The 18,033-nt window shown below is 61.9% G+C and carries 17 protein-coding genes; 8 read left to right on the top strand and 9 right to left on the bottom strand.

The genetic code is table 11. The features are described 5' to 3' along the window. Nucleotides 1-267: 267 nt before the first annotated feature. The 4 genes from FQV27_RS16425 to FQV27_RS16410 form a co-directional block, all read right to left on the bottom strand. Complete coding sequence (locus FQV27_RS16425; RefSeq protein WP_246133143.1) at nucleotides 268-1,206, bottom strand: D-ribose ABC transporter substrate-binding protein; 939 nt, start codon at nucleotides 1,204-1,206, stop codon at nucleotides 268-270. A 105-nt stretch (nucleotides 1,207-1,311) separates the two neighbouring features. Beyond that, nucleotides 1,312-2,349, bottom strand: a complete 1,038-nt coding sequence (locus FQV27_RS16420) for an ABC transporter permease (protein ID WP_147100662.1) — start codon at nucleotides 2,347-2,349, stop codon at nucleotides 1,312-1,314. A 26-nt stretch (nucleotides 2,350-2,375) separates the two neighbouring features. After that, nucleotides 2,376-3,920: a sugar ABC transporter ATP-binding protein gene (locus FQV27_RS16415; RefSeq protein ID WP_147100660.1), complete on the bottom strand. Its 1,545-nt coding sequence runs from the start codon at nucleotides 3,918-3,920 to the stop codon at nucleotides 2,376-2,378. After that, nucleotides 3,917-4,582, bottom strand: a complete 666-nt coding sequence (locus tag FQV27_RS16410) for a DUF2291 family protein (RefSeq protein WP_147100658.1) — start codon at nucleotides 4,580-4,582, stop codon at nucleotides 3,917-3,919. The genes FQV27_RS16415 and FQV27_RS16410 overlap by 4 nt, the downstream gene beginning before the upstream one ends. A 481-nt stretch (nucleotides 4,583-5,063) precedes the next feature. Here FQV27_RS16410 and FQV27_RS16405 point away from each other — a divergent pair, with 481 nt between their 5' ends. Genes FQV27_RS16405 through FQV27_RS16390 form a run of 4 tightly spaced genes read left to right on the top strand, consistent with a single transcriptional unit; the run spans nucleotide 5,064 to nucleotide 10,089 of the window. Then, nucleotides 5,064-6,635, top strand: a complete 1,572-nt coding sequence (locus tag FQV27_RS16405; protein WP_147100656.1) for an FGGY-family carbohydrate kinase — start codon at nucleotides 5,064-5,066, stop codon at nucleotides 6,633-6,635. Between the two features lies 1 nt (nucleotide 6,636). Then, a complete protein-coding gene (locus FQV27_RS16400; RefSeq protein WP_147100654.1) occupies nucleotides 6,637-8,166 on the top strand; it encodes a glycerol-3-phosphate dehydrogenase in 1,530 nt (509 codons plus the stop codon). 9 nt (nucleotides 8,167-8,175) lie between these two features. Continuing rightward, nucleotides 8,176-9,108 (top strand): sugar phosphate isomerase/epimerase family protein, encoded by a 933-nt coding sequence (locus FQV27_RS16395; RefSeq protein ID WP_147100651.1) that lies wholly within the window; start codon nucleotides 8,176-8,178, stop codon nucleotides 9,106-9,108. A gap of 24 nt (nucleotides 9,109-9,132) precedes the next feature. Then, entirely contained in the window at nucleotides 9,133-10,089 is a 957-nt protein-coding gene (locus FQV27_RS16390; RefSeq protein ID WP_147100649.1) for a sugar-binding transcriptional regulator, read from the top strand. 112 nt (nucleotides 10,090-10,201) lie between these two features. Here FQV27_RS16390 and FQV27_RS16385 read toward each other — a convergent pair whose 3' ends face one another. The 5 genes from FQV27_RS16385 to FQV27_RS16365 all read right to left on the bottom strand — a co-directional run bounded on the left by FQV27_RS16385 (nucleotide 10,202) and on the right by FQV27_RS16365 (nucleotide 14,517). Further along, nucleotides 10,202-10,663 carry an RpiB/LacA/LacB family sugar-phosphate isomerase gene (locus FQV27_RS16385; protein ID WP_147100647.1) on the bottom strand — a complete coding sequence of 154 codons (462 nt, stop codon included), beginning with the start codon at nucleotides 10,661-10,663 and terminating at the stop codon, nucleotides 10,202-10,204. 11 nt (nucleotides 10,664-10,674) lie between these two features. Next, nucleotides 10,675-11,436, bottom strand: coding sequence for a triose-phosphate isomerase (locus FQV27_RS16380; protein WP_147100645.1), 762 nt, complete (start codon nucleotides 11,434-11,436; stop codon nucleotides 10,675-10,677). Nucleotides 11,437-11,440: 4 nt separating this feature from the next. Beyond that, nucleotides 11,441-12,205: a DeoR/GlpR family DNA-binding transcription regulator gene (locus tag FQV27_RS16375; protein WP_147100643.1), complete on the bottom strand. Its 765-nt coding sequence runs from the start codon at nucleotides 12,203-12,205 to the stop codon at nucleotides 11,441-11,443. A 146-nt stretch (nucleotides 12,206-12,351) separates the two neighbouring features. After that, complete coding sequence (locus FQV27_RS16370; protein ID WP_147100641.1) at nucleotides 12,352-13,374, bottom strand: Gfo/Idh/MocA family protein; 1,023 nt, start codon at nucleotides 13,372-13,374, stop codon at nucleotides 12,352-12,354. 90 nt (nucleotides 13,375-13,464) lie between these two features. Beyond that, entirely contained in the window at nucleotides 13,465-14,517 is a 1,053-nt protein-coding gene (locus tag FQV27_RS16365) for a LacI family DNA-binding transcriptional regulator (protein ID WP_465263283.1), read from the bottom strand. Between the two features lie 275 nt (nucleotides 14,518-14,792). Between FQV27_RS16365 and FQV27_RS16360 the strand changes: the two genes are divergently transcribed. The 4 genes from FQV27_RS16360 to FQV27_RS16345 all read left to right on the top strand — a co-directional run. Continuing rightward, nucleotides 14,793-15,767, top strand: coding sequence for a substrate-binding domain-containing protein (locus FQV27_RS16360; protein ID WP_147100637.1), 975 nt, complete (start codon nucleotides 14,793-14,795; stop codon nucleotides 15,765-15,767). A gap of 113 nt (nucleotides 15,768-15,880) precedes the next feature. After that, on the top strand, nucleotides 15,881-16,888 hold the full coding sequence (locus FQV27_RS16355; RefSeq protein ID WP_147100634.1) for an ABC transporter permease: 1,008 nt from the start codon (nucleotides 15,881-15,883) through the stop codon (nucleotides 16,886-16,888). A gap of 1 nt (nucleotide 16,889) precedes the next feature. After that, nucleotides 16,890-17,708: an ATP-binding cassette domain-containing protein gene (locus tag FQV27_RS16350; protein ID WP_147100632.1), complete on the top strand. Its 819-nt coding sequence runs from the start codon at nucleotides 16,890-16,892 to the stop codon at nucleotides 17,706-17,708. Nucleotides 17,709-17,776: 68 nt separating this feature from the next. Then, nucleotides 17,777-18,033: TIM barrel protein (locus tag FQV27_RS16345; protein ID WP_147100630.1), on the top strand; the 257-nt coding region annotated here is incomplete at its 3' end.

Raw genomic sequence — 18,033 nt, 5'->3', positions numbered from 1 at the left:
CGGAGCGAACGCTGCTGGAATCAGCGCGGTCAACCGCATGCTGCGGAGTTTGGATGACCGAGTCCGATCGGAACGGTGCGGACCAGATACCTTGGCAACGTCGAGCAAGATCAGCGCATGACCAAGAGGCGCATTCGAAGAATGCCGGGCTTCAAGTCCTGTGTCTCCGCGCCGGCAACGCTCGATTGTATCACGGCGGCGAACCTGATCCGCAATGGTCAGATCATGTCCGGGACGCGATTGGTGACGCGCGCCCCGGATCGTTTCTTACTGATCCAGCACGAAGGGCGCGCTGTACTGATCGGCGTTATCGGCCGTGATCAGCAGGCAATCGAACAGTTGCTTTTCTGTATCGACGCCGGTTTCCCCGTTTTTGATGAAATTATCGGCCTGCCGCACGGCTTCTTCCGAAAAGACGGCGACGGGTTGCAGAACCGTGTACTGCATCTCTCCGGCCTTCACGGCGTCGACCGCATCGGGTGAGCCGTCAAAGCCACCGACCTTGACCTGCTCCAGCTTGCCGGCCTCTTTCAAGGCGGCAATCGCGCCCAGGGCCATTTCGTCATTGCCCGAGATGACGCCGATCACGTCGGGGTTTGCCTGCAGCAGCGACTGGGTTTTCTGATAGCCCTGCGTGCGGTCCCAGTTCGCGACTTCCTGACCCACCTTCTCAAGGTCCGGATATTGGGTCAGCACCGTTTCGAACCCGTTTGAGCGGGTCTGGGCGTTGTTATCCGACGGGTTTCCGAACAGTTCGACATATTGGCCGGTATCGCCCACGGCCTCGACCCATGCCATTGCGCCAACGGCCGCGCCCTGTGCGTTGTTCGACACCAGCTGTGCCTTCGCCAGACCTTCCTGGTTGATCTCGGCATTGACCAGAAACACAGGGATGCCTGCATCAACGGCCTTTTTCACCGCGCCGACCGAGCCATCGGCATTGGCCGGGTCGAGAATGATCGCGACGGACTGGTTGGTTATGGCTGTATCGATCAGGGTGCTTTCGGTGTTCGTGTCACCCTTATGCGCCGCGACATTGGCGGTATAGCCCAACTCCTCGGCGGTGGCTTTCGCGACCTCGCCCTCGGTGAACCAATAGGGGTTCGCAGGGTCGTTCACGATGATCGTCATCAGCCCCTCGGCCTGCGCGGCCCCGGCCATCAATGGCGCGGCGGCAGCGGCGGCCAGAAGCATACGGCGTGTCATCTTAATCATTGGTCTTCTCTCCCTTGGTTAACGAACCTGCGCCTTCCGGCGCAGTCTTTCCGCCCGTCCCATATGCGGGTCGGGCGGTGAAGTACGAAGGATGCCTCAGCCCTTTCGGCCTGTGCGTCCGTATTGAAGCGAGTTCAGCAGAACGGCCAGAACGATCACGGCGCCGGTAAAGACGGTCTGCCAGTAGGACGAGACACCGATGATCACGAGCCCATCCGACAGGAAGCCGATCACGAATGCGCCAAGCATCGTGCCGCCCACGGTGCCACGACCACCTGTCAGCGCGGCACCACCGATCACGACGGCGGCGATTGCCGTCAGCTCATAGGTGGTACCTGCCGTCGGGCCAGCCGAGGTAAGCTGCGAACTGAGGACCAGACCCGCAATCGCGGCAAGAATCCCCGACAAAGTATAGACGGTGATCTTGACCCGACGCGTCGGCACCCCCGACAGTTCCGCCGCACGCTCATTCCCGCCCGAGGCGTAAAGCCAGCGCCCAAAGGCCGAGCGCGACAGCATCAGCCACGCGAGCACGGCGACAACCGCCAAGATGATGACCGAGATCGGGATGCCGGCGATGCGGTTGAAGCCCAGCCAGTCAAAGCCGGTATTGCCCAGTTCCGGACGGCCCGACAGGTTATTATAGGTCAAGCCGTTGGTCATCAGCAGCGCAATTCCGCGGGCCACATACATGACGCCAAGCGTGGCGACGAAGGCCGGCACCTTGAAGATCGCGATCAGGACGCCGTTCACCAGACCCACCAGCGCGCCGACCGCGCATGTGACGACGACGACGGCCCATACCGGCAAATAGTAGATCGCACCTAAAGCCTGGAATTCGAGACCCTGCATCATCGCCCCGGCGCAGACACCCGCCAGGGCAAGGGTCGAGCCGACGGACAGGTCGATGCCGCCATTCAGGATCACCAGCAACATGCCGATGGCCAAAAGGCCATAGATCGCCACGTGGCTGGACATGATCAGCAGATTGCTGACGGTCAGATAGTTCGGCGACATGAAGGAAAAGACGGCAATGATCACTATCAGGGCAAAGAAGGCGCGCCCTTCCAACAGCATTCTGCCAATGCTGAAGTTGGATTTCTTCCTGTCGATATCGGTCGTTGCGGTGGACATGGAAACGGTTCCTTTGCTCTCGCCACTCAGGCGGCCACGGATTCGCCCGAGGCGGCCATGATCTTTTCCTTGGTGGCGGTCGAATCGAATTCGGCCGAGATCCGGCCCTTGTGCATGACGATGATCCGGTGCGCGATGGACAGGCATTCGCTGACTTCCGAGGTCGAATAAAGTACGGCCAGTCCGTGCTTTGCTTCCTCGGACAGCAGGCGGAACACCTCGGCTTTGGCGCCGATATCGATGCCGCGCGACGGCTCGTCCAGCATGATGACGCGGGGCTTGGTGGCCAGCATCTTGCCGATCACTACCTTCTGCTGATTGCCACCGGACAGTGATCCGATGGCTGCGGAGGGGCCGGACGTCTTGACGGTGACTTCGCGGATGCTGTCATCGATCAGGCTGCGTTCGGCCTTTTTCTGCGTGAACAATCCCTTGGTAAAACTGGAGATCGAGGCCAGCGACAGGTTTTCGCCGACGCTCATCGTCTGGACCAGACCGTCGCGCTGACGATCTTCGGGTACCAGCGCGAGGCCGCGCGCGATGCGTTCGGCGATGGACAGATGCGATACCTCTTTGCCCTCCAGCACGATCTCGCCCGCGCTTGCCCGCAGACGGCCTGCGCAGGTTTCCAGCAATTCGGTGCGACCCGCGCCCATCAGGCCATAAATGCAGACGATCTCACCCGCACGGACATCCAGCGACAACCCGTCAACCAGATTGAAGCCACCCGCCGGATCCGGCAGGGTCAGGTTGCGTATCGACAGAGCGGGTGCGCCCATATCGGTTTGTGGCGGGCTGCCCAGGTCGTAATTGTCGCCCACCATGTTGCGGACGATCCATTCCAGATCGATCTCGGCGCGCGGCGCATAGGCGGTCATGTTCCCGTCGCGCAGCACGACGGCGTGGTCGGTAATCGTCAGCGCCTCTTCCAGATGATGCGAGATATAGACGATGCTGACGCCTGCCTCGGTCAGGTCACGGATGACCTTGAACAGCACCTCGACCTCGCTGGCCGACAGGGCGCTGGTCGGCTCGTCCATAATCAGGATTCGGCTGTCGACCGACAGCGCCCGCGCAATCTCCACGATCTGCTGCTGGCCAAGGCGAAGTTCTTCGACCGGGGTCAGCGGATCGATGTCTTCCTCGAGTTCCTTCATCAGCTGCCGGGTCTGACGCTCTTCCTCGGCGAAATCGACGCCGGTTGGCGTCATGATCTCGCGGCCCATGAAGATATTGTCGCGCACGGACAGATTAGGCGCGAGGCTGAGCTCTTGGTGGATGATCGATATGCCGCGGTCGCGCGCCTCGGTCGAGTTGTTGAAGGCGACCGGGTTGCCGTCCAGGATGATCTCACCGCTGGTGGGCTGGATCACACCCGACAGGATTTTCATCAGGGTCGATTTTCCAGCGCCGTTTTCGCCGAACAGTGTCGTGACCTGCCCACGGCGAATATCGAAGTTCACGCCTTTCAGCGCATGCACATTGCCATAGGCCTTGGCAACGTTGCGGGCGGCGAGAACGACCTTTCGCGCGTCGGGTGCGCCGTCGGGGACAGGGCTTTGATCGCTCATTGGACGGCTACCTCGACCGGTGTAATCATCCAGTTCTTCGGGTTAATCATGCGAAACGCGCCTGTGACGGTGATTGTCTGGCCGGTCAGGCTGCTGGTGTCGATGCTGTCCAGAACAGCGGTCTTCATCGCGCGGTTGATGCCCGAACCGGCATCCTGATACTCGATCTGGTTCTTGAACTGGCCAAAGGCGATATCGCCCGGCGCGTCGCGCAGATCGGTGCCGTTGATTGCGGGGCCGGTCTGCACGCGGACCGTGATGTCTTCGGGCACGCCTTCGGCAGCCAGTTCATATACGCCCGACTTGGCCTCGCCCACCGTGCCGGTCAGCGTAACGAACATGATCGCGCCGGTGGACGAGGCAGTGCCATACTGCTCAGCGGCTGCATCCTTATCTGCCAGAACAGCCGGTGCCAGCGTCGCGGCATCCACGGCCTTTTCCTTCACAAAGCTCTGGATGCGCGGAAATTCTGTTTCGCCATAGGTATCAGGGGAAAATGCCTGCTGGCGCACATCTGCGTCCGAGCCGATGGGAACAACCGTCGTATCGAGTGCGATGCCGACCAGGACGGCAGCGGCAAGCGCGACGCTGATGAACAGGCCGCGCCGGGACGCGGCCGGAGCCTGGGGCGCTGGATTGGTCGTTGTGGTGCTTTGGGCCATGCTGAGCCTTCAGATCTGAATGGACGGGCTTGGGCGGCGCGGATGTCATGCGCGGACGTTACGCGAAGGGGCGACGCGCCCCGATGCTGGGTCTATCGACGCTTTCTATGCGCTGTCTTGGGGATAGAGCCCTGGCGTGGATCTTGTGCATTTCCGGCCCCTCCTCTGGCTGGTTATGCGGCCGGATCATCCTGACGTTCCGGCGCGATCATGCTGTACGGACGGCGCCGCCTCCCTCTGCGATTCCATCCTGCTGATGTCAACATAACTGAAATATTTTACTGTGTCTGTAAAAAAATTCATTCACGACGACAGGTTTTTGAGTTATGAAAATAGCGAGGAGTTTCGCCGAAGCCTGCATGCGGGCAGCGGTATCGCGGTCAGGAAGCCTGAAAATGGCCCTCCGGCTGCGAAGGGAGGAGACGATGTTTCACCGTCACAACGCAACGGATCACGGCTCGGCGCGCGGGGAGATGGCGTGATGGCAAGCGCTGATATCATTATCGGAATCGACGCGGGCACCTCGGTCGTCAAGGCGGTGGCATTTGATCTGTCGGGGCGTCAGCTCGGCGCGGCTTCGGTCCCCAACCGTTACGATTCGGGCAAGGACGGATCGGCCACGCAGCCCTTGCGTCGCACATGGGATGACTGCGCGACCGCGTTGCGAGACCTGGGTAAAAAGATACCCGACCTGGCTGGGCGCACGGCCGCGCTCTCCGTTACCGCGCAGGGCGATGGCACATGGCTGGTGGGGCGCGATGGCCCGGTCGGCGATGCCTGGCTGTGGCTGGACGCCCGCGCCGCACCGACCGTCGAACGCCTTGCCGCGCAAGCTGCGAACCGTGCAAGGTTCGAGGCGACTGGGACCGGGCTGAATACCTGCCAGCAGGGCACACAAATGGCGCATATGGATAGCCATGCGCCCGAATTGCTGGATGGGGCGCAGGTGGCGTTGCATTGCAAGGACTGGCTATATCTGAACCTCACGGGGATACGTGCGACCGACCCCTCCGAGGCGAGCTTCACCTTCGGCAATTTCCGCGACCGCCAATATGATGATGCGGTGATCGACGCACTTGGCCTGACGCATCGCCGCGCGCTTCTGCCCGAAATCATTGATGGCACGCAGGTCACTCATCCGCTGACCGAAGAGGCTGCCCGCCAGACGGGTCTGCGCGCCGGAACGCCGGTCAGCCTTGGCTACGTTGATATGGTCATGACCGCGCTCGGCGCTGGCGTCTATGAGCCTGCAGACGGCGATATCGCGTGCTCCACGATCGGATCGACCGGGGTGCATATGCGCGCGGTTGCCTCGGGCGATGTCCGGCTGAACGAGCAGGGCACAGGCTATGTCATCTGCCTGCCGATCCCCGATATCGTGACGCAGGTTCAGACCAACATGGCCGCGACGCTGAACCTTGACTGGGTGCTGAGCATCGCCGCAGGCATTCTGTCCGATGTCGGCCAATCGGTAACAAATCGCGATCTGATCGCCCATGTCGAAGGCTGGCTGGCGCAGTCGCGCCCCGGTCAGATCGTCTATCTGCCCTATATTTCGGATGCAGGCGAGCGTGGTCCCTTCGTGAATGCCGATGCCCGCGCAGGATTTGCCGGCTTGTCGGCGGGACACCGCTATCCCGATCTGGTGCGCGCCGTATCCGAGGGGCTGGGGATGGCGATGCGCGATTGCTACGCCGCGATGGGACCGTTGCCGGGTGAGCTGCGCCTGACCGGTGGGGCCGCGCGCTCCTCCGGGTTACGCGGCATTCTGTCGGCCAGCATGAACGCGCCCGTCCGCGTGTCCGACCGCGACGAGGCCGGCGCCGCTGGTGCCGCGATGATGGCCGCAGTCGCCATTGGCGCCTATCCCGACATGCAATGCTGCATCGCCGAATGGGTCACGCCGCTGCTTGGTCAGCCAGAGCATCCCGATCCCGAACTTGTTGCAGCTTATGAACGGCTGTTTCCCGCATTCTCGGCCGCGCGGCAGGCGTTGCCGCCCACCTGGGACGCGCTTGCCGCCGCCCGCGCCGCTTTCCCGAAAGGACAGTGAGATGAACAGTGAAACCAGAACCGATCCCGAGATGATCGACCTTTTCGTCATCGGCGGTGGCATCAATGGTGCCGGGGTGGCGCGGGATGCCGCAGGGCGTGGCCTGAAGGTCGTGCTGTGTGAAAAGGACGATCTGGCCGAGGGCACGTCCTCGCGATCCGGCAAGCTGGTGCATGGCGGCTTGCGCTATCTGGAATATTACGAATTCCGGCTGGTCCGCGAGGCGCTGATCGAACGTGAGGTGCTGCTGAAATCCGCGCCGCATATCATCTGGCCCATGCGTTTTGTGCTGCCCCACAGCCCCGAGGACCGGCCCGCCTGGCTGGTGCGGCTCGGGCTGTTCCTTTATGACCATCTGGGCGGTCGCAGGAAGCTGCCCGGTACGCGCAGCCTTGATCTGCGACGCGACCCTGAAGGTGCGCCGCTGCTGGATAAATATACCAAGGGTTTCGAATATTCGGATTGCTGGGTCGACGACGCGCGACTCGTAGTGCTGAATGCCCTTGATGCCGCCGAACGCGGGGCCGAGGTCCTGACCCGCAGCCCTTGCATCAGCGCGCGGCGCGAGGATGGTGCGTGGACGGTCGAAACCCGCGACGAAAATACCGGCGAGACCCGCTATTTCCGCGCCCGCTGTCTGGTCAATTGCGCCGGTCCATGGGTCAGCGACTTCATCACCCGCGTTGCCGGGGCAAATTCTGCGCGCAAGGTGCGGCTGGTCAAGGGCAGCCATATCATCGTGCCGAAATTCTGGTCGGGCAATAACGCTTATCTCGTGCAGAACAAGGACAAGCGCGTCATCTTCATCAACCCGTATGAGGGCGACAAGGCACTGATCGGCACAACCGACATTGCCTATGACGGAAAGGCCGAGGATGTGAAGGCCGACGAATCCGAGATCGACTATCTGCTGGGCGTCGTGAACCGCTATTTCAAGGAAAAGCTGCGCCGCGACGATGTGATAACCACCTTTTCCGGCGTGCGTCCCCTGTTCGATGACGGCAAGGGCAACCCATCGGCGGTCACGCGGGATTATGTGTTCGATCTGGACGAAAGCGGCGGCGCGCCGCTGCTTAATGTCTTCGGCGGCAAGATCACCACATTCCGCGAGTTGGCGGAACGCGGGATGCACAAGCTGAAGGGGATATTCCCGGATATGGGGGCCGACTGGACCGAAACAGCGCCGCTGCCCGGGGGTGAGATTCCGAATGCTGATTATGAAAGCTTTGTGGAAACGCTGCGCGAGACCTATTCGTGGATGCCGCGCAAGCTGGTGCACCACTATGGGCGTCTTTATGGCGCGCGAACCAAGGATCTGGTCGGCGACGCCACCAGCATCGAGGGGCTGGGCAAGCATTTCGGCGGTCAGCTTTACGAAGCCGAGGTCCGCTATCTTGTCGCCAGGGAATGGGCGCAACGCCCCGAAGACATTCTGTGGCGCCGGACCAAGCATTATCTGCACCTCACCGAAGATCAGCGCAAGGCTTTTGCGGACTGGTTCTATCAGTCCGATCTGGCCAATGCCGCGTAAGGAACCGCCATGCCACTTACGCTTTCGCTGAACACCAATCCGCTGGTCAATCGTTTTGCCGATCCGGACGATCTGATCGACACTGTCGCGCGGGATCTGCGGCTGCGCGATCTGCAACTGACGCATGAATTTATCAACCCCAGTTGGCCCGCACCGGTCATCCGTCGCATGACGCGGCAAATGGGTGCGGCACTGAACCGCACCGGGGTTCGTGTAACCAGCGGCATGACCGGGCCTTATGGGCGGCTGAACCATTTCGGGCATCCCGATCCGGACGTGCGACGCTACTATATCGACTGGTTCAAGACATTCGCCGACATCACCGCCGATCTTGGCGGCACATCGGTCGGAACTCAGTTCGCGATCTTTACCTATCAGGATTATGACGATCCTGCTCGTCGCGAGGAACTGATCCAGATCGCCATCGATTGCTGGGCAGAGGTCGCCGAACACGGCAAGGCGGCAGGTCTGGATTACGTGTTCTGGGAACCGATGAGCGTGGGGCGCGAGTTCGGCGAAACCATCGCGGAATGCATGGCGCTGCAAGACCGGCTGACGGCAGCGGACATGGCCATTCCGATGTGGATGATGGCCGATATCGACCACGGGGATGTGACCAGCGACAACCCCGATGACTATGATCCCTATGCCTGGGCGCGCGCCGTCCCGAAGGTCAGCCCGATCATCCATATCAAGCAGTCGCTGATGGATAAGGGTGGCCACCGACCCTTCACAGCCGAGTTCAACGCGCGCGGGCGAATTCAGCCCGAACCGTTGCTGGCGGCCTTTGCCGCAGGTGGCGCGGTTGATAACGAGATCTGTCTTGAGCTCAGCTTCAAGGAGCGAGAGCCGAATGACCGTCAGGTGATCCCGCAGATCGCGGAAAGTGTGGCTTTCTGGGCACCGCATATCGACACCGGGGCCGATAAGCTGAATATCTAGCGGCGACGCTGAAAGGACGCCCGAATGTCGCGACGAACCGTTCCTGACCCCGAACAGAGCCTGGCGACGCGCGCGGCATGGCTGCATTACGTCGGGGGCATGACGCAAGCTGCGGTCGCCAAGCGACTTGGCCTGCCATCGGTCAAGGCGCACCGCCTGATCGCACGGGCGGTGGCCGAGGGGATGGTCAAGGTCTCGATCGATGGCGAGATTGTCGAATGTATCGAACTGGAGAACCGGCTTTGCCTCAAATACGGCCTGGAATTCTGCGAGGTTGCGCCAAACCTGGGTGAAGAAGACCTGCCGCTGCGCGCCCTTGGCATGGCTGGGGCGGGCCTGCTGCGGCGGGCCATTGAAAGCGGCGATCACCGGGTGATCGGCCTTGGCCACGGGCGCACCATGGCGGCTGCGGTGAATCAGCTGCCGCGCATCGACGCGTTAGGCACTCGGTTTGTTTCGCTGCTGGGGGCGCTGACACGCAGCTATTCGGCCAACCCGCATGATGTGATGCAGGACCTGGCCGCCAGGACGGGCGCGCAGGCGCTGGTTCTTCCCGTGCCTTTCTTTGCCAATGCCGAAGCTGACCGCGCGATCCTGCTGGAGCAGCCGGGCGTGCGCGAGATCGTCGAAATGGCCAATAACGCAGGACTGAAAATCGCCGGCATCGGATCGGTATGGCACGGCGCGCAACTGGTGGCGTCGGGGATGATCGAGCAGCATGAAATTGCCGAGATCAAGGCCGTGGGCGCGGTGGGCGAGGTGCTTGGCCATTTCTTTGATCCAGACGGGAACGTGATGGAAACCACGCTGAGTGCGCGAACGCTCTCCGCCGATCTGGACGGGCCAGAGGGCAGCCGCCTTGTCGCCATTGCCGGCGGTCCCGAGAAATATGCAGCGATCCGCGCTGTCCTGAACAGCGGGCGTCTGGCCGGACTGATCACGGATGAGGCGACGGCGCGGGTGCTGGCCGCGCCGTCCTGATCGGTCACGTGGCGTAGCCATTGCCATACTGACCAGCGGCAGGGGCCGCATTCGCGAAGCATTTTCCGTCGCGGGAGTCATTCGGCAGTTTAAGCGTCGCCAGTGCGTGGACCTAGCCTTTACTGTATTTCGCACCGACCTCGTCGATGGCATTCACGTTGCCCGCCGACTTGCCGCCTGCGTCGAAATTTTCGGTTTCAGCCAACCACGCATCGGCGATGGTCTTTGCGACCTCGGCACCGATCACGCGGGCGCCCATGGTGATGATCTGGGCGTTGTTCGACAGCGCCGCGCGCTCTGCCGAATAGGTGTCATGGGTCAGCGCCGCACGTATGCCGGGTACCTTGTTCGCGGCGATGCAGACACCGATGCCGGTGCCGCAGACCAAGATGGCGCGGTCATAGGTGCCGTTCAGAACCTCGTTCGAGACGCGATCCGACAGGTTCGCATAGAACGCATCGGGGCCCGCATCCGTGCGGCTGATTTCGGCCACGTCGTGTTTGTCCTTCAGGTAGTCGGCCAGCACCTTGGCAAGACCTTCACCCGCGCTGTCACCTGCGATTGCCAGTTTCATGTCTTCCTCCTTCAGATGGTTGCGGCGCAGCGCGCCAGAATGTCCAGATAACCCTCGACCTTCCAGGCAGAGCGGCCGATAAACAGCCCGTCGATATGCGGGCAGGCGATCAGTTCTTCGCAGTTGTCAGGATTGACCGAGCCGCCATAAAGGCAGGGGACTGGTCGCCCCAGCACATCCTGCGCCACGGCGATGATTTCGGCGTGGCGCGCGTCGGCGTAATCCGACGTTGCCGGAATGCCGTTTTCCCCGATTGCCCAGACCGGTTCATAGGCCAGCAGGATCTGCGCGTCCTTCTGGTCGCCCGACAGCTTGGCAAGCGCGCCGCAGACCTGCGTCTTCAGCACCTCCTGTGCACGACCTGCTTCGCGTTCGGTCAGTGTCTCGCCAATGCAGATCAGCGGGATCAACCCGTGCCGCACTGCAGCTTCGGTTTTCAGGCCAACGGTTTCATCGGTCTCGCCGAAATTCTCGCGCCGTTCGCTGTGACCCAGCTCCACGATGTCCAGCCCGCAATCGGCCAGCATGACCGGGCTGATTTCGCCCGTCCATGCACCTTGATCCGCCCAATGCATGTTCTGCGCGCCAACCTTTACGCTGGTGTCGGACAGGATGTCCTTGACCTCGCGTGTGGCCGTAAAGGGGGGGATCACAAAACGCTGTATGCGCGGATCGCGGGTAGCGTCCGAAGCGGCCAGCGTCTCGGCGAAGCTGCGGGCCTGCGCCAGCGTCTTGTTCATCTTCCAGCTTGTGCCGATCCAGATATCGGGCATCCTTCTACTCCTCGGCTATGGTCAGCGTGATCTGTGCACGGTCGAGTTCGGCGCATGTTTCCGCGGCGGGCGTTGCATCGGTGATGATCGCATCAAACTCTGCCAGATCCGCCAGCACGTGCAGCGCCGTGCGGCCAAACCGGCTGTGATTGACCAGCAGCACATTCCGCCCCGACGACGCCATCATCGCGCGTTTAGAGCCGACAACTGCGTCATCCATGTGAAAGGCCTGCACCCCGGCAATCGCGGGTGTCGAAATAAAGGCCAGATCGGCCCGCAGACGTGCCAGCGTCTGTTCGGTCACGACGCCGAAAAATCCGCTGAATTTGGCATTATACACGCCGCCAAGCGCGATCAGCGTCACGCGCGGGGCATCCTTCAGCCGGTCGATGACTGCCGCATTGTTGGTGATGACAGTCAGCGGCGCCTTTTCCGCAAGGTTCGCGCCCAGAAGCGCCGCCATCGAGCCATCATTGACCATTACGGTCATTCCCGGCTCGACCAGGTTCAGCGCGGCGCGGGCCATGCGCGACTTGGCGTCACCGTCCTGCAATTCGCGAAAGCGGAAATCGCTTTCAAACTGCGTTCCTGCCTCGATCGTCGCGCCGCCGCGCACCTTCCGCAACAGGCCGGCCTGTTCAAGATCGTCCAGATCGCGATGGATGGTCATTTTCGAGACGGCGAAGCGCTCGGCCAGATCATCCAGATCGGCGGCACGCGACGCGACCAGCAGATCCATGATCGACTGCCTGCGTTCCTCGCGTTTCATTCGCCCCTCCGATCAGAATCAGCGCTCATAATGCGGTTTTGTAACGCAACAGGTATTTATATCAACATAATTTATGTGATTTTGTGATTTAATGTTGTTATATTCGGGTTTGAGTCAGCCGCGATACCAGCCGCCGACCCATTCACTTACAACGCTATCTCGCGACCCTCTGCGGCGCTTTGGCGTGCGGCGTCCAGCACCTGCAGCACGGCGATGGCATCGGCTGGCGTGACCGGCGGCAGGGTGCCGCCCTGGACCGCCCGGGCGAAACCGGTGTAGTAGTCGTGATAGCGGCCCTGTTCGGATGGCACGCGCTCCGCGCCTGATGCGGTGGCCAGAATGCCCCAGCGTTCTTCGGCCTCGTAGCCCCAGCCGTCCGGATCATCGACCGGGCGCTTGTCGGCAAAGATCGCCTGCGCCTGAACATCGGTCTGGGCCGAGCGATAGCTGCCCTGATCGCCATAGACGACGAATTCCTTGGCGTCGATATGGTTGATCTTGCTGGAAACAAGCTGCGAAAACGTGCCGCCCTGATGCCGGATCGAGATCACGAAACCCGCATCTGTCGGACCTTCGGGCAGGTCGATCATGTCCAGATGGGCGTGAACGGAAACGGCGGGGCCAAGCAGCCACAGGATCTGATCGACCATATGGCTGCCCAGATCGCGCAGCAGACCGCCCTGCGGCCCGGCCTCCAGCGTCGCGGGATCGTCCTGTTCCATCCGCGCATGAATGCGCCACAGCTTGCCTAACCGCCCACTGTCCAGCACTTTCTTCAGCGTCTGCACATCGGTGTCGAAGCGCCGGTTATGGAACACCCCAAGCGTCACGCCCTTGTCGCGGGCGGCCTGCTCCATCTCGCGCCCGACTTCGGCCGAGGGCGCAAAGGGCTTGTCCGCGATGACATGGACGCCGGCGGCGATGGCCTCCAGCACCAGATCGCGGCGTGTCTGGGGCGGGGTGGTGATGGTCACGGCATCGACGCCCGATGCAAGCATGTCACCAAGGCTGGCGTAGATCGGCAGGCCGGGATAGTCCGCCTGCACCCGTGCGATGGTCGCGGGCGCGCGGGCGACGATGCCCGCCAGTTCCACGCCGTCGGCCGCCTTGATGAAGGGCGCGTGGAAATGACGCCCGCCGGTCCCGTATCCGACAACTCCGATTTTCATAAGATTTCCTCCTTCTGGCGCGTTCTCGCGCGAATGGTTTCAACTGTGGGCCCGGCGCTTGTCATATCGCCGCGAGCCGGGGGAAGCGGGTCACACGCTTTCCGGCGTGATAATCTCCAACGGCACGATCCGTTGACGGACCGAAACCGCGCCGCGCGTATTCAGCGCCGCGATCATCGTGTCGATCAACTCGTCCGAGGTCTGGCGCAGAGGGTGGCACAGGGCAGCGGTGATAAGTCCCTCGGTCAGACCCTTGCGGGTCTCGGGGCCGATGTCGCGGCAGACGATGCGCACCTGTCCGCGCCGTTCGGGGGATGCCTCGCGCAGCGCCCGCAACACGCCAGAGATGCCACCGCCCGCAATATAGATGCCGCGCAGATCGTCGCCGGTTTCCAGCAATTCGTGCACCATCTGATAGGCCTGATCGGGTTCTTCATGCGTCGGGCGACTGTCCTCGACCTGCAGATGCGTGGCGTGTTCGCGCATATATGACCGGAAGCTGGCATCCGACACATCCTGACACTGATAGCGGTGATTGCCGATGAACAGCGCCACCCGTCCCGGCGCGTGGGTGGTCTGGGCGATGAACCATGCAGCGGTGCGGCCAAGCTTCCAGTTATCGAGACCGACATATCCGGCGCGATTCGGGGCGGAGAGATCGGTGATATAGGTGACGACCGGCACATTCCGTTCGCGAAGTGTGGTGATCTGCTGGCTGATAAGCGGGTGGTCGCCCGCGATGATCGCCACGGCATCGCAGTCGCGGCCAAGCGCATCCAGACGCTCGGCGATGTTCATCGGGTCGAGCCGGTCAACGAAATCGACCACCGGCTCGACCCTTTCATCGCGACGCCGCGTGGTCGCCTCGACGATCTGATCGCCGAACATCCGATACAGCTCTCGCGTGGACTGCTGAAGCAGAAAGCCGAAGCGATACTGGGGCTTGGCGTCCGCCTTGCGGGCCTCGATCACGCCAAGGCCGTAGAAACCGATCTGTTCCGCCGCATCATGGACGCGGTTGATCGTGGCGGGCCGGACCGACGCATTGCCGCCGATGATCCGGTTGACCGTGGCCACGCTGACACCGGCGGCATCGGCAAGATCGGCGATTGTCGGGCGTTTGTCGGGCATGATGAGTCTCAATCTAGAATGAAATTAAAAGATACATAAATATCATTAAAGCGCAAGAATTGTTTCTTTCGCAGCGTCAGTTTGCTATGACTGATCGGGCAGGGACGCATCGGGCTCCGATTGTTTTTCACCAGTCCAGCCATGTTCAAGACCCGATGCGCCACCATAGCCGGGCCGGGCGAGGAGCCGCCCGGACGGGGATGCAGATGAAAGGCGCCGGCCGGTCAGGCAGGGTGTTCCGGCACATGGACAGGGGCCGAGCCGGACGGCCCAATGGGAGGATACCGATGAAACTGAACGGATTGCGCATGCGCGCATTGCTGGCGACCGCCGCCATCGCTGCCGCGACCACCGCCACCATGGCAGCCGATATCGCCGTAGTTGGTGGTCGCGCCGATGAGGAATTCTGGAACCGCGTCAAGAAGGGCATCGACGATGCCCGCCACGTGATCGAGGCCAATGGCGGCACCGTCAACTATCTGCAATTGCAAAGCTATGACAATCTGGGCCCGGACGCGGCGCAGTTGGTCCGCACCGCCATCAGCCAGGGCGCCGATGGAATCGTCGTGCCGAACTGGGTGCCCGAGGCCGAGGATGACGCGATCAAGTCTGCCATAGATCAGGGCATCGCGGTGATCCTGATGAATGCCGGCAATGCCGAGAAGGCTGAAGAACTGGGTGCGATCAACTATGTCGGCTCGGACGAATTTGTGGCGGGTGTCGCAGGCGGCGAATATTTCGTCGAGAATGGCGCGACCAATGTGATCTGCGTGAACACCGTACCGGGTGCCGCAAACCTGGAGGCCCGCTGCGGCGGCGTCATCGAAGGCGTGACCAAGGGCGGCGGCACTGCGGAACAGCTTCCGCTGCCCGCATCCTCGTTTGGCGATCAGACCGCCATTGCCGAAGCGGTCAAGGCGACGCTGCTGCAGAACCCCGACATCAACGGGGTCATCAATATCAGCGCCACCGATGCCGATGCGGCCGCCAGCGGCATCATGCAGTCGGGCAAGCAGGGCACCGTCATGCATGGCAGCTTCGACATCAATGCCGCCGGTCTGCAGCGCATTCAGGATGGCACCCAGACCTTTGCCATTGACCAGCAGCCCTATCTGCAATCGCTTCTGGCGGTGCAGCTTCTAGCCGCGCATGTCGATTTCGGAACCGATCTTCCGACCGCTCCGGTTTTGACCGGGCCAAGCATCGTCGATGCCTCGAACATCGAATCCACGCTTGCAGGCGTCGAGAAGGGCGCACGCTGACAACAGGGATGTTCTGACCGGTTCGCGGGCTGTGTTCCGCGGATCGGCTCATCGCCGCCGCGCGCCTGTTGCGCGGCGACCGGAACCGCATGGCACGAAACGAGGACCCTGACATGAATAATCTTGATTTCGGCAATATTCTGCGCCGGCCCGAGGCGGGCGCGCTGCTTGGCCTTCTGGCCGTTCTGATCTTCTTTGTCGTCTTTGGTGGTATCGATTTCCTGAAACCGGCCGGCACCGCAAGCTGGCTGAACGTCGCCGCGAACCTTGGTATCGTCGCGCTGCCCATCGGGTTGCTGATGATCGCGGGCGAGCTGGACATTTCCATCGGCGCGATGATCCCGGCAGGGTCGATGACCGTCGCAATCCTGTCGGGCCATTACGAACTGCCGATCTGGATCGGAATGCTTGGCTCTATCGCGGTGGGCATCTGCGTCGGCATCATCAACGGGCTTCTGGTGGTGCGAACCGCCGTGCCCTCGCTGATCGTGACGCTGGGGATGCTGTTTGCGGTGCAGGGCCTGACGCTGGGCTTTTCGGTGCTGCTGACGGGGACGACCTCGGTCGCGCTCAGTGCGCCGGATTGGGCCAAGTTCCTGTTCGGTCAGTTCATCGCCAATTCCTTCCAGGTTATCATCCTGTGGTGGCTGGCGATCACGGCGATTTATGTGTTCTTTATCCACTACTCGCCCTTCGGCAACTGGATCTTTGCGATGGGCGGCGACAAGGTCAGTGCGCGCAACGCGGGCATTCCGACCGACCGGCTGACGATCATCCTGTTCGTTCTGTCGGCCACCAGCGCATCCTTCGTGGGGATGTGTCAGGCGATCCTGTTCAACTCGGCCCAGGTTTCGGGCGGGATGATCTTCATCTTCAACTGCATCATCTCGGTCGTTGTGGGTGGTGTGCTGCTGACCGGCGGGTTCGGGTCGATCATCGGGATCTTCTTCGGGACGATCACCTTCGCCATCGTCAATCAGGGCATCTACTTTACCGATTTCGACCGCAACTGGTCGTCGCTGATCATCGGCATCATGCTGCTGCTGGCGGTTCTGATGAACAACACCTTCCGGAAAATGGCGCTGAACTACAGCCCGAAGAAAAAGAAGGGAGCAGAGTGACATGGCTACCCCCATCATCGAACTTGAAAATGTCGATAAATCCTTTGGCCCCATTGACGTGCTGCACAACATCAATCTGCGCGTCCATGCCGGCGAGGTCCTGTGCCTTCTGGGCGATAACGGCGCCGGGAAGTCCACGCTGATCAAGACGCTGGCAGGTGTTCACAAGCCGACCTCCGGCACGGTGAAATTCGACGGCAAGCCGGTCGAGTTCTCCAGCCCGAAAGAGGCGCAGGAAATGGGCATCGCCACGGTGCACCAGTTCGGCGGCACCTTTCCCCTGATGTCGATCGGCCGCTCCTTCTTCGTGGGGGTCGAGCCGACAAAGGGCTGGGGTCCGTTCAAGCGCTATGACCGCAAGAAAGCCAATGAGATCGCGGTCAAGGCCGTGCAGGATTTCGGCATCACCCGCATCGACGACGGCGACCGCCTGATCGGGGGTCTGTCTGGGGGCGAGCGTCAGTCGCTGGCCATCGCCCGCGCCGTCCATTTCGGCGCCCGCGTGCTGATCCTGGACGAGCCGACCGCCGCGCTTGGCGTCAAACAGGCGTCCCACGTGCTGCGGATCGTTCTGGAAGCCCGCAAGCGCGGTTTGGCCGTGATTTTCATCACCCACCAGGTCATGCACGCAATGACCGTGGGCGACCATTTCGGGGTGCTTATCAAGGGCGCTCTGGCCGCGGATTTCCGCAAGGGCGAAAAGTCCCGCGAGGAGATCACCGATCTGATGGCCGGTGGCGAGGCGCTGGCCGATCTGGGCGAAGAGGTCGAGGAATATATGGCCAGCCATGACGGCCATGCCCCGCCGGCCAAGCACTGATCCAAGCCGGGGCGCGGCCCGCGCTGCGCCCCAACCGGACCAACCAATCTTTATCTCAAGGTGATCCCATGAAAATCGCGCTCGACCCCTTCATGCACCGCCATCTGGCGCTGGAACAGCTGCCGTCCAAGGTCGCGGAACTGGGCTATGAGTGGATCGAACTTTCCCCCCGCGCCGACTTTCTGGAATGGTTCAAGGCGCCGCGCGTGTTCCCCGACCGGGTGAAAAGCTTCAAAAAGGCGCTGTCCGACGCCAATGTCGGCATCGCCACGCTGCTGCCCATGTATCGCTGGGCCAGCAATGACGAGGCGGAACGGCAAGCGGC

Origin of the sequence: Paracoccus aurantiacus (assembly GCF_007993065.1) — a bacterium.
In the GTDB taxonomy this organism is placed as follows: domain Bacteria; phylum Pseudomonadota; class Alphaproteobacteria; order Rhodobacterales; family Rhodobacteraceae; genus Paracoccus; species Paracoccus aurantiacus.
This window is presented reverse-complemented; position numbering and strand designations above follow the sequence as displayed.

Bases quoted from the DNA above. Each gene is read 5' to 3' on its own strand.
- FQV27_RS16405 (WP_147100656.1), top strand. From the start codon at position 5,064: ATGGCAAGCGCTGATATCATTATCGGAATCGACGCGGGCACCTCGGTC.
- FQV27_RS16425 (WP_246133143.1), bottom strand. From the start codon at position 1,206: ATGACACGCCGTATGCTTCTGGCCGCCGCTGCCGCCGCGCCATTGATG.
- FQV27_RS16355 (WP_147100634.1), top strand. From the start codon at position 15,881: ATGAATAATCTTGATTTCGGCAATATTCTGCGCCGGCCCGAGGCGGGC.
- FQV27_RS16390 (WP_147100649.1), top strand. From the start codon at position 9,133: ATGTCGCGACGAACCGTTCCTGACCCCGAACAGAGCCTGGCGACGCGC.
- FQV27_RS16350 (WP_147100632.1), top strand. From the start codon at position 16,890: ATGGCTACCCCCATCATCGAACTTGAAAATGTCGATAAATCCTTTGGC.
- FQV27_RS16410 (WP_147100658.1), bottom strand. From the start codon at position 4,582: ATGGCCCAAAGCACCACAACGACCAATCCAGCGCCCCAGGCTCCGGCC.
- FQV27_RS16400 (WP_147100654.1), top strand. From the start codon at position 6,637: ATGAACAGTGAAACCAGAACCGATCCCGAGATGATCGACCTTTTCGTC.
- FQV27_RS16380 (WP_147100645.1), bottom strand. From the start codon at position 11,436: ATGCCCGATATCTGGATCGGCACAAGCTGGAAGATGAACAAGACGCTG.
- FQV27_RS16385 (WP_147100647.1), bottom strand. From the start codon at position 10,663: ATGAAACTGGCAATCGCAGGTGACAGCGCGGGTGAAGGTCTTGCCAAG.
- FQV27_RS16375 (WP_147100643.1), bottom strand. From the start codon at position 12,205: ATGAAACGCGAGGAACGCAGGCAGTCGATCATGGATCTGCTGGTCGCG.
- FQV27_RS16360 (WP_147100637.1), top strand. From the start codon at position 14,793: ATGAAACTGAACGGATTGCGCATGCGCGCATTGCTGGCGACCGCCGCC.
- FQV27_RS16395 (WP_147100651.1), top strand. From the start codon at position 8,176: ATGCCACTTACGCTTTCGCTGAACACCAATCCGCTGGTCAATCGTTTT.
- FQV27_RS16420 (WP_147100662.1), bottom strand. From the start codon at position 2,349: ATGTCCACCGCAACGACCGATATCGACAGGAAGAAATCCAACTTCAGC.
- FQV27_RS16415 (WP_147100660.1), bottom strand. From the start codon at position 3,920: ATGAGCGATCAAAGCCCTGTCCCCGACGGCGCACCCGACGCGCGAAAG.
- FQV27_RS16370 (WP_147100641.1), bottom strand. From the start codon at position 13,374: ATGAAAATCGGAGTTGTCGGATACGGGACCGGCGGGCGTCATTTCCAC.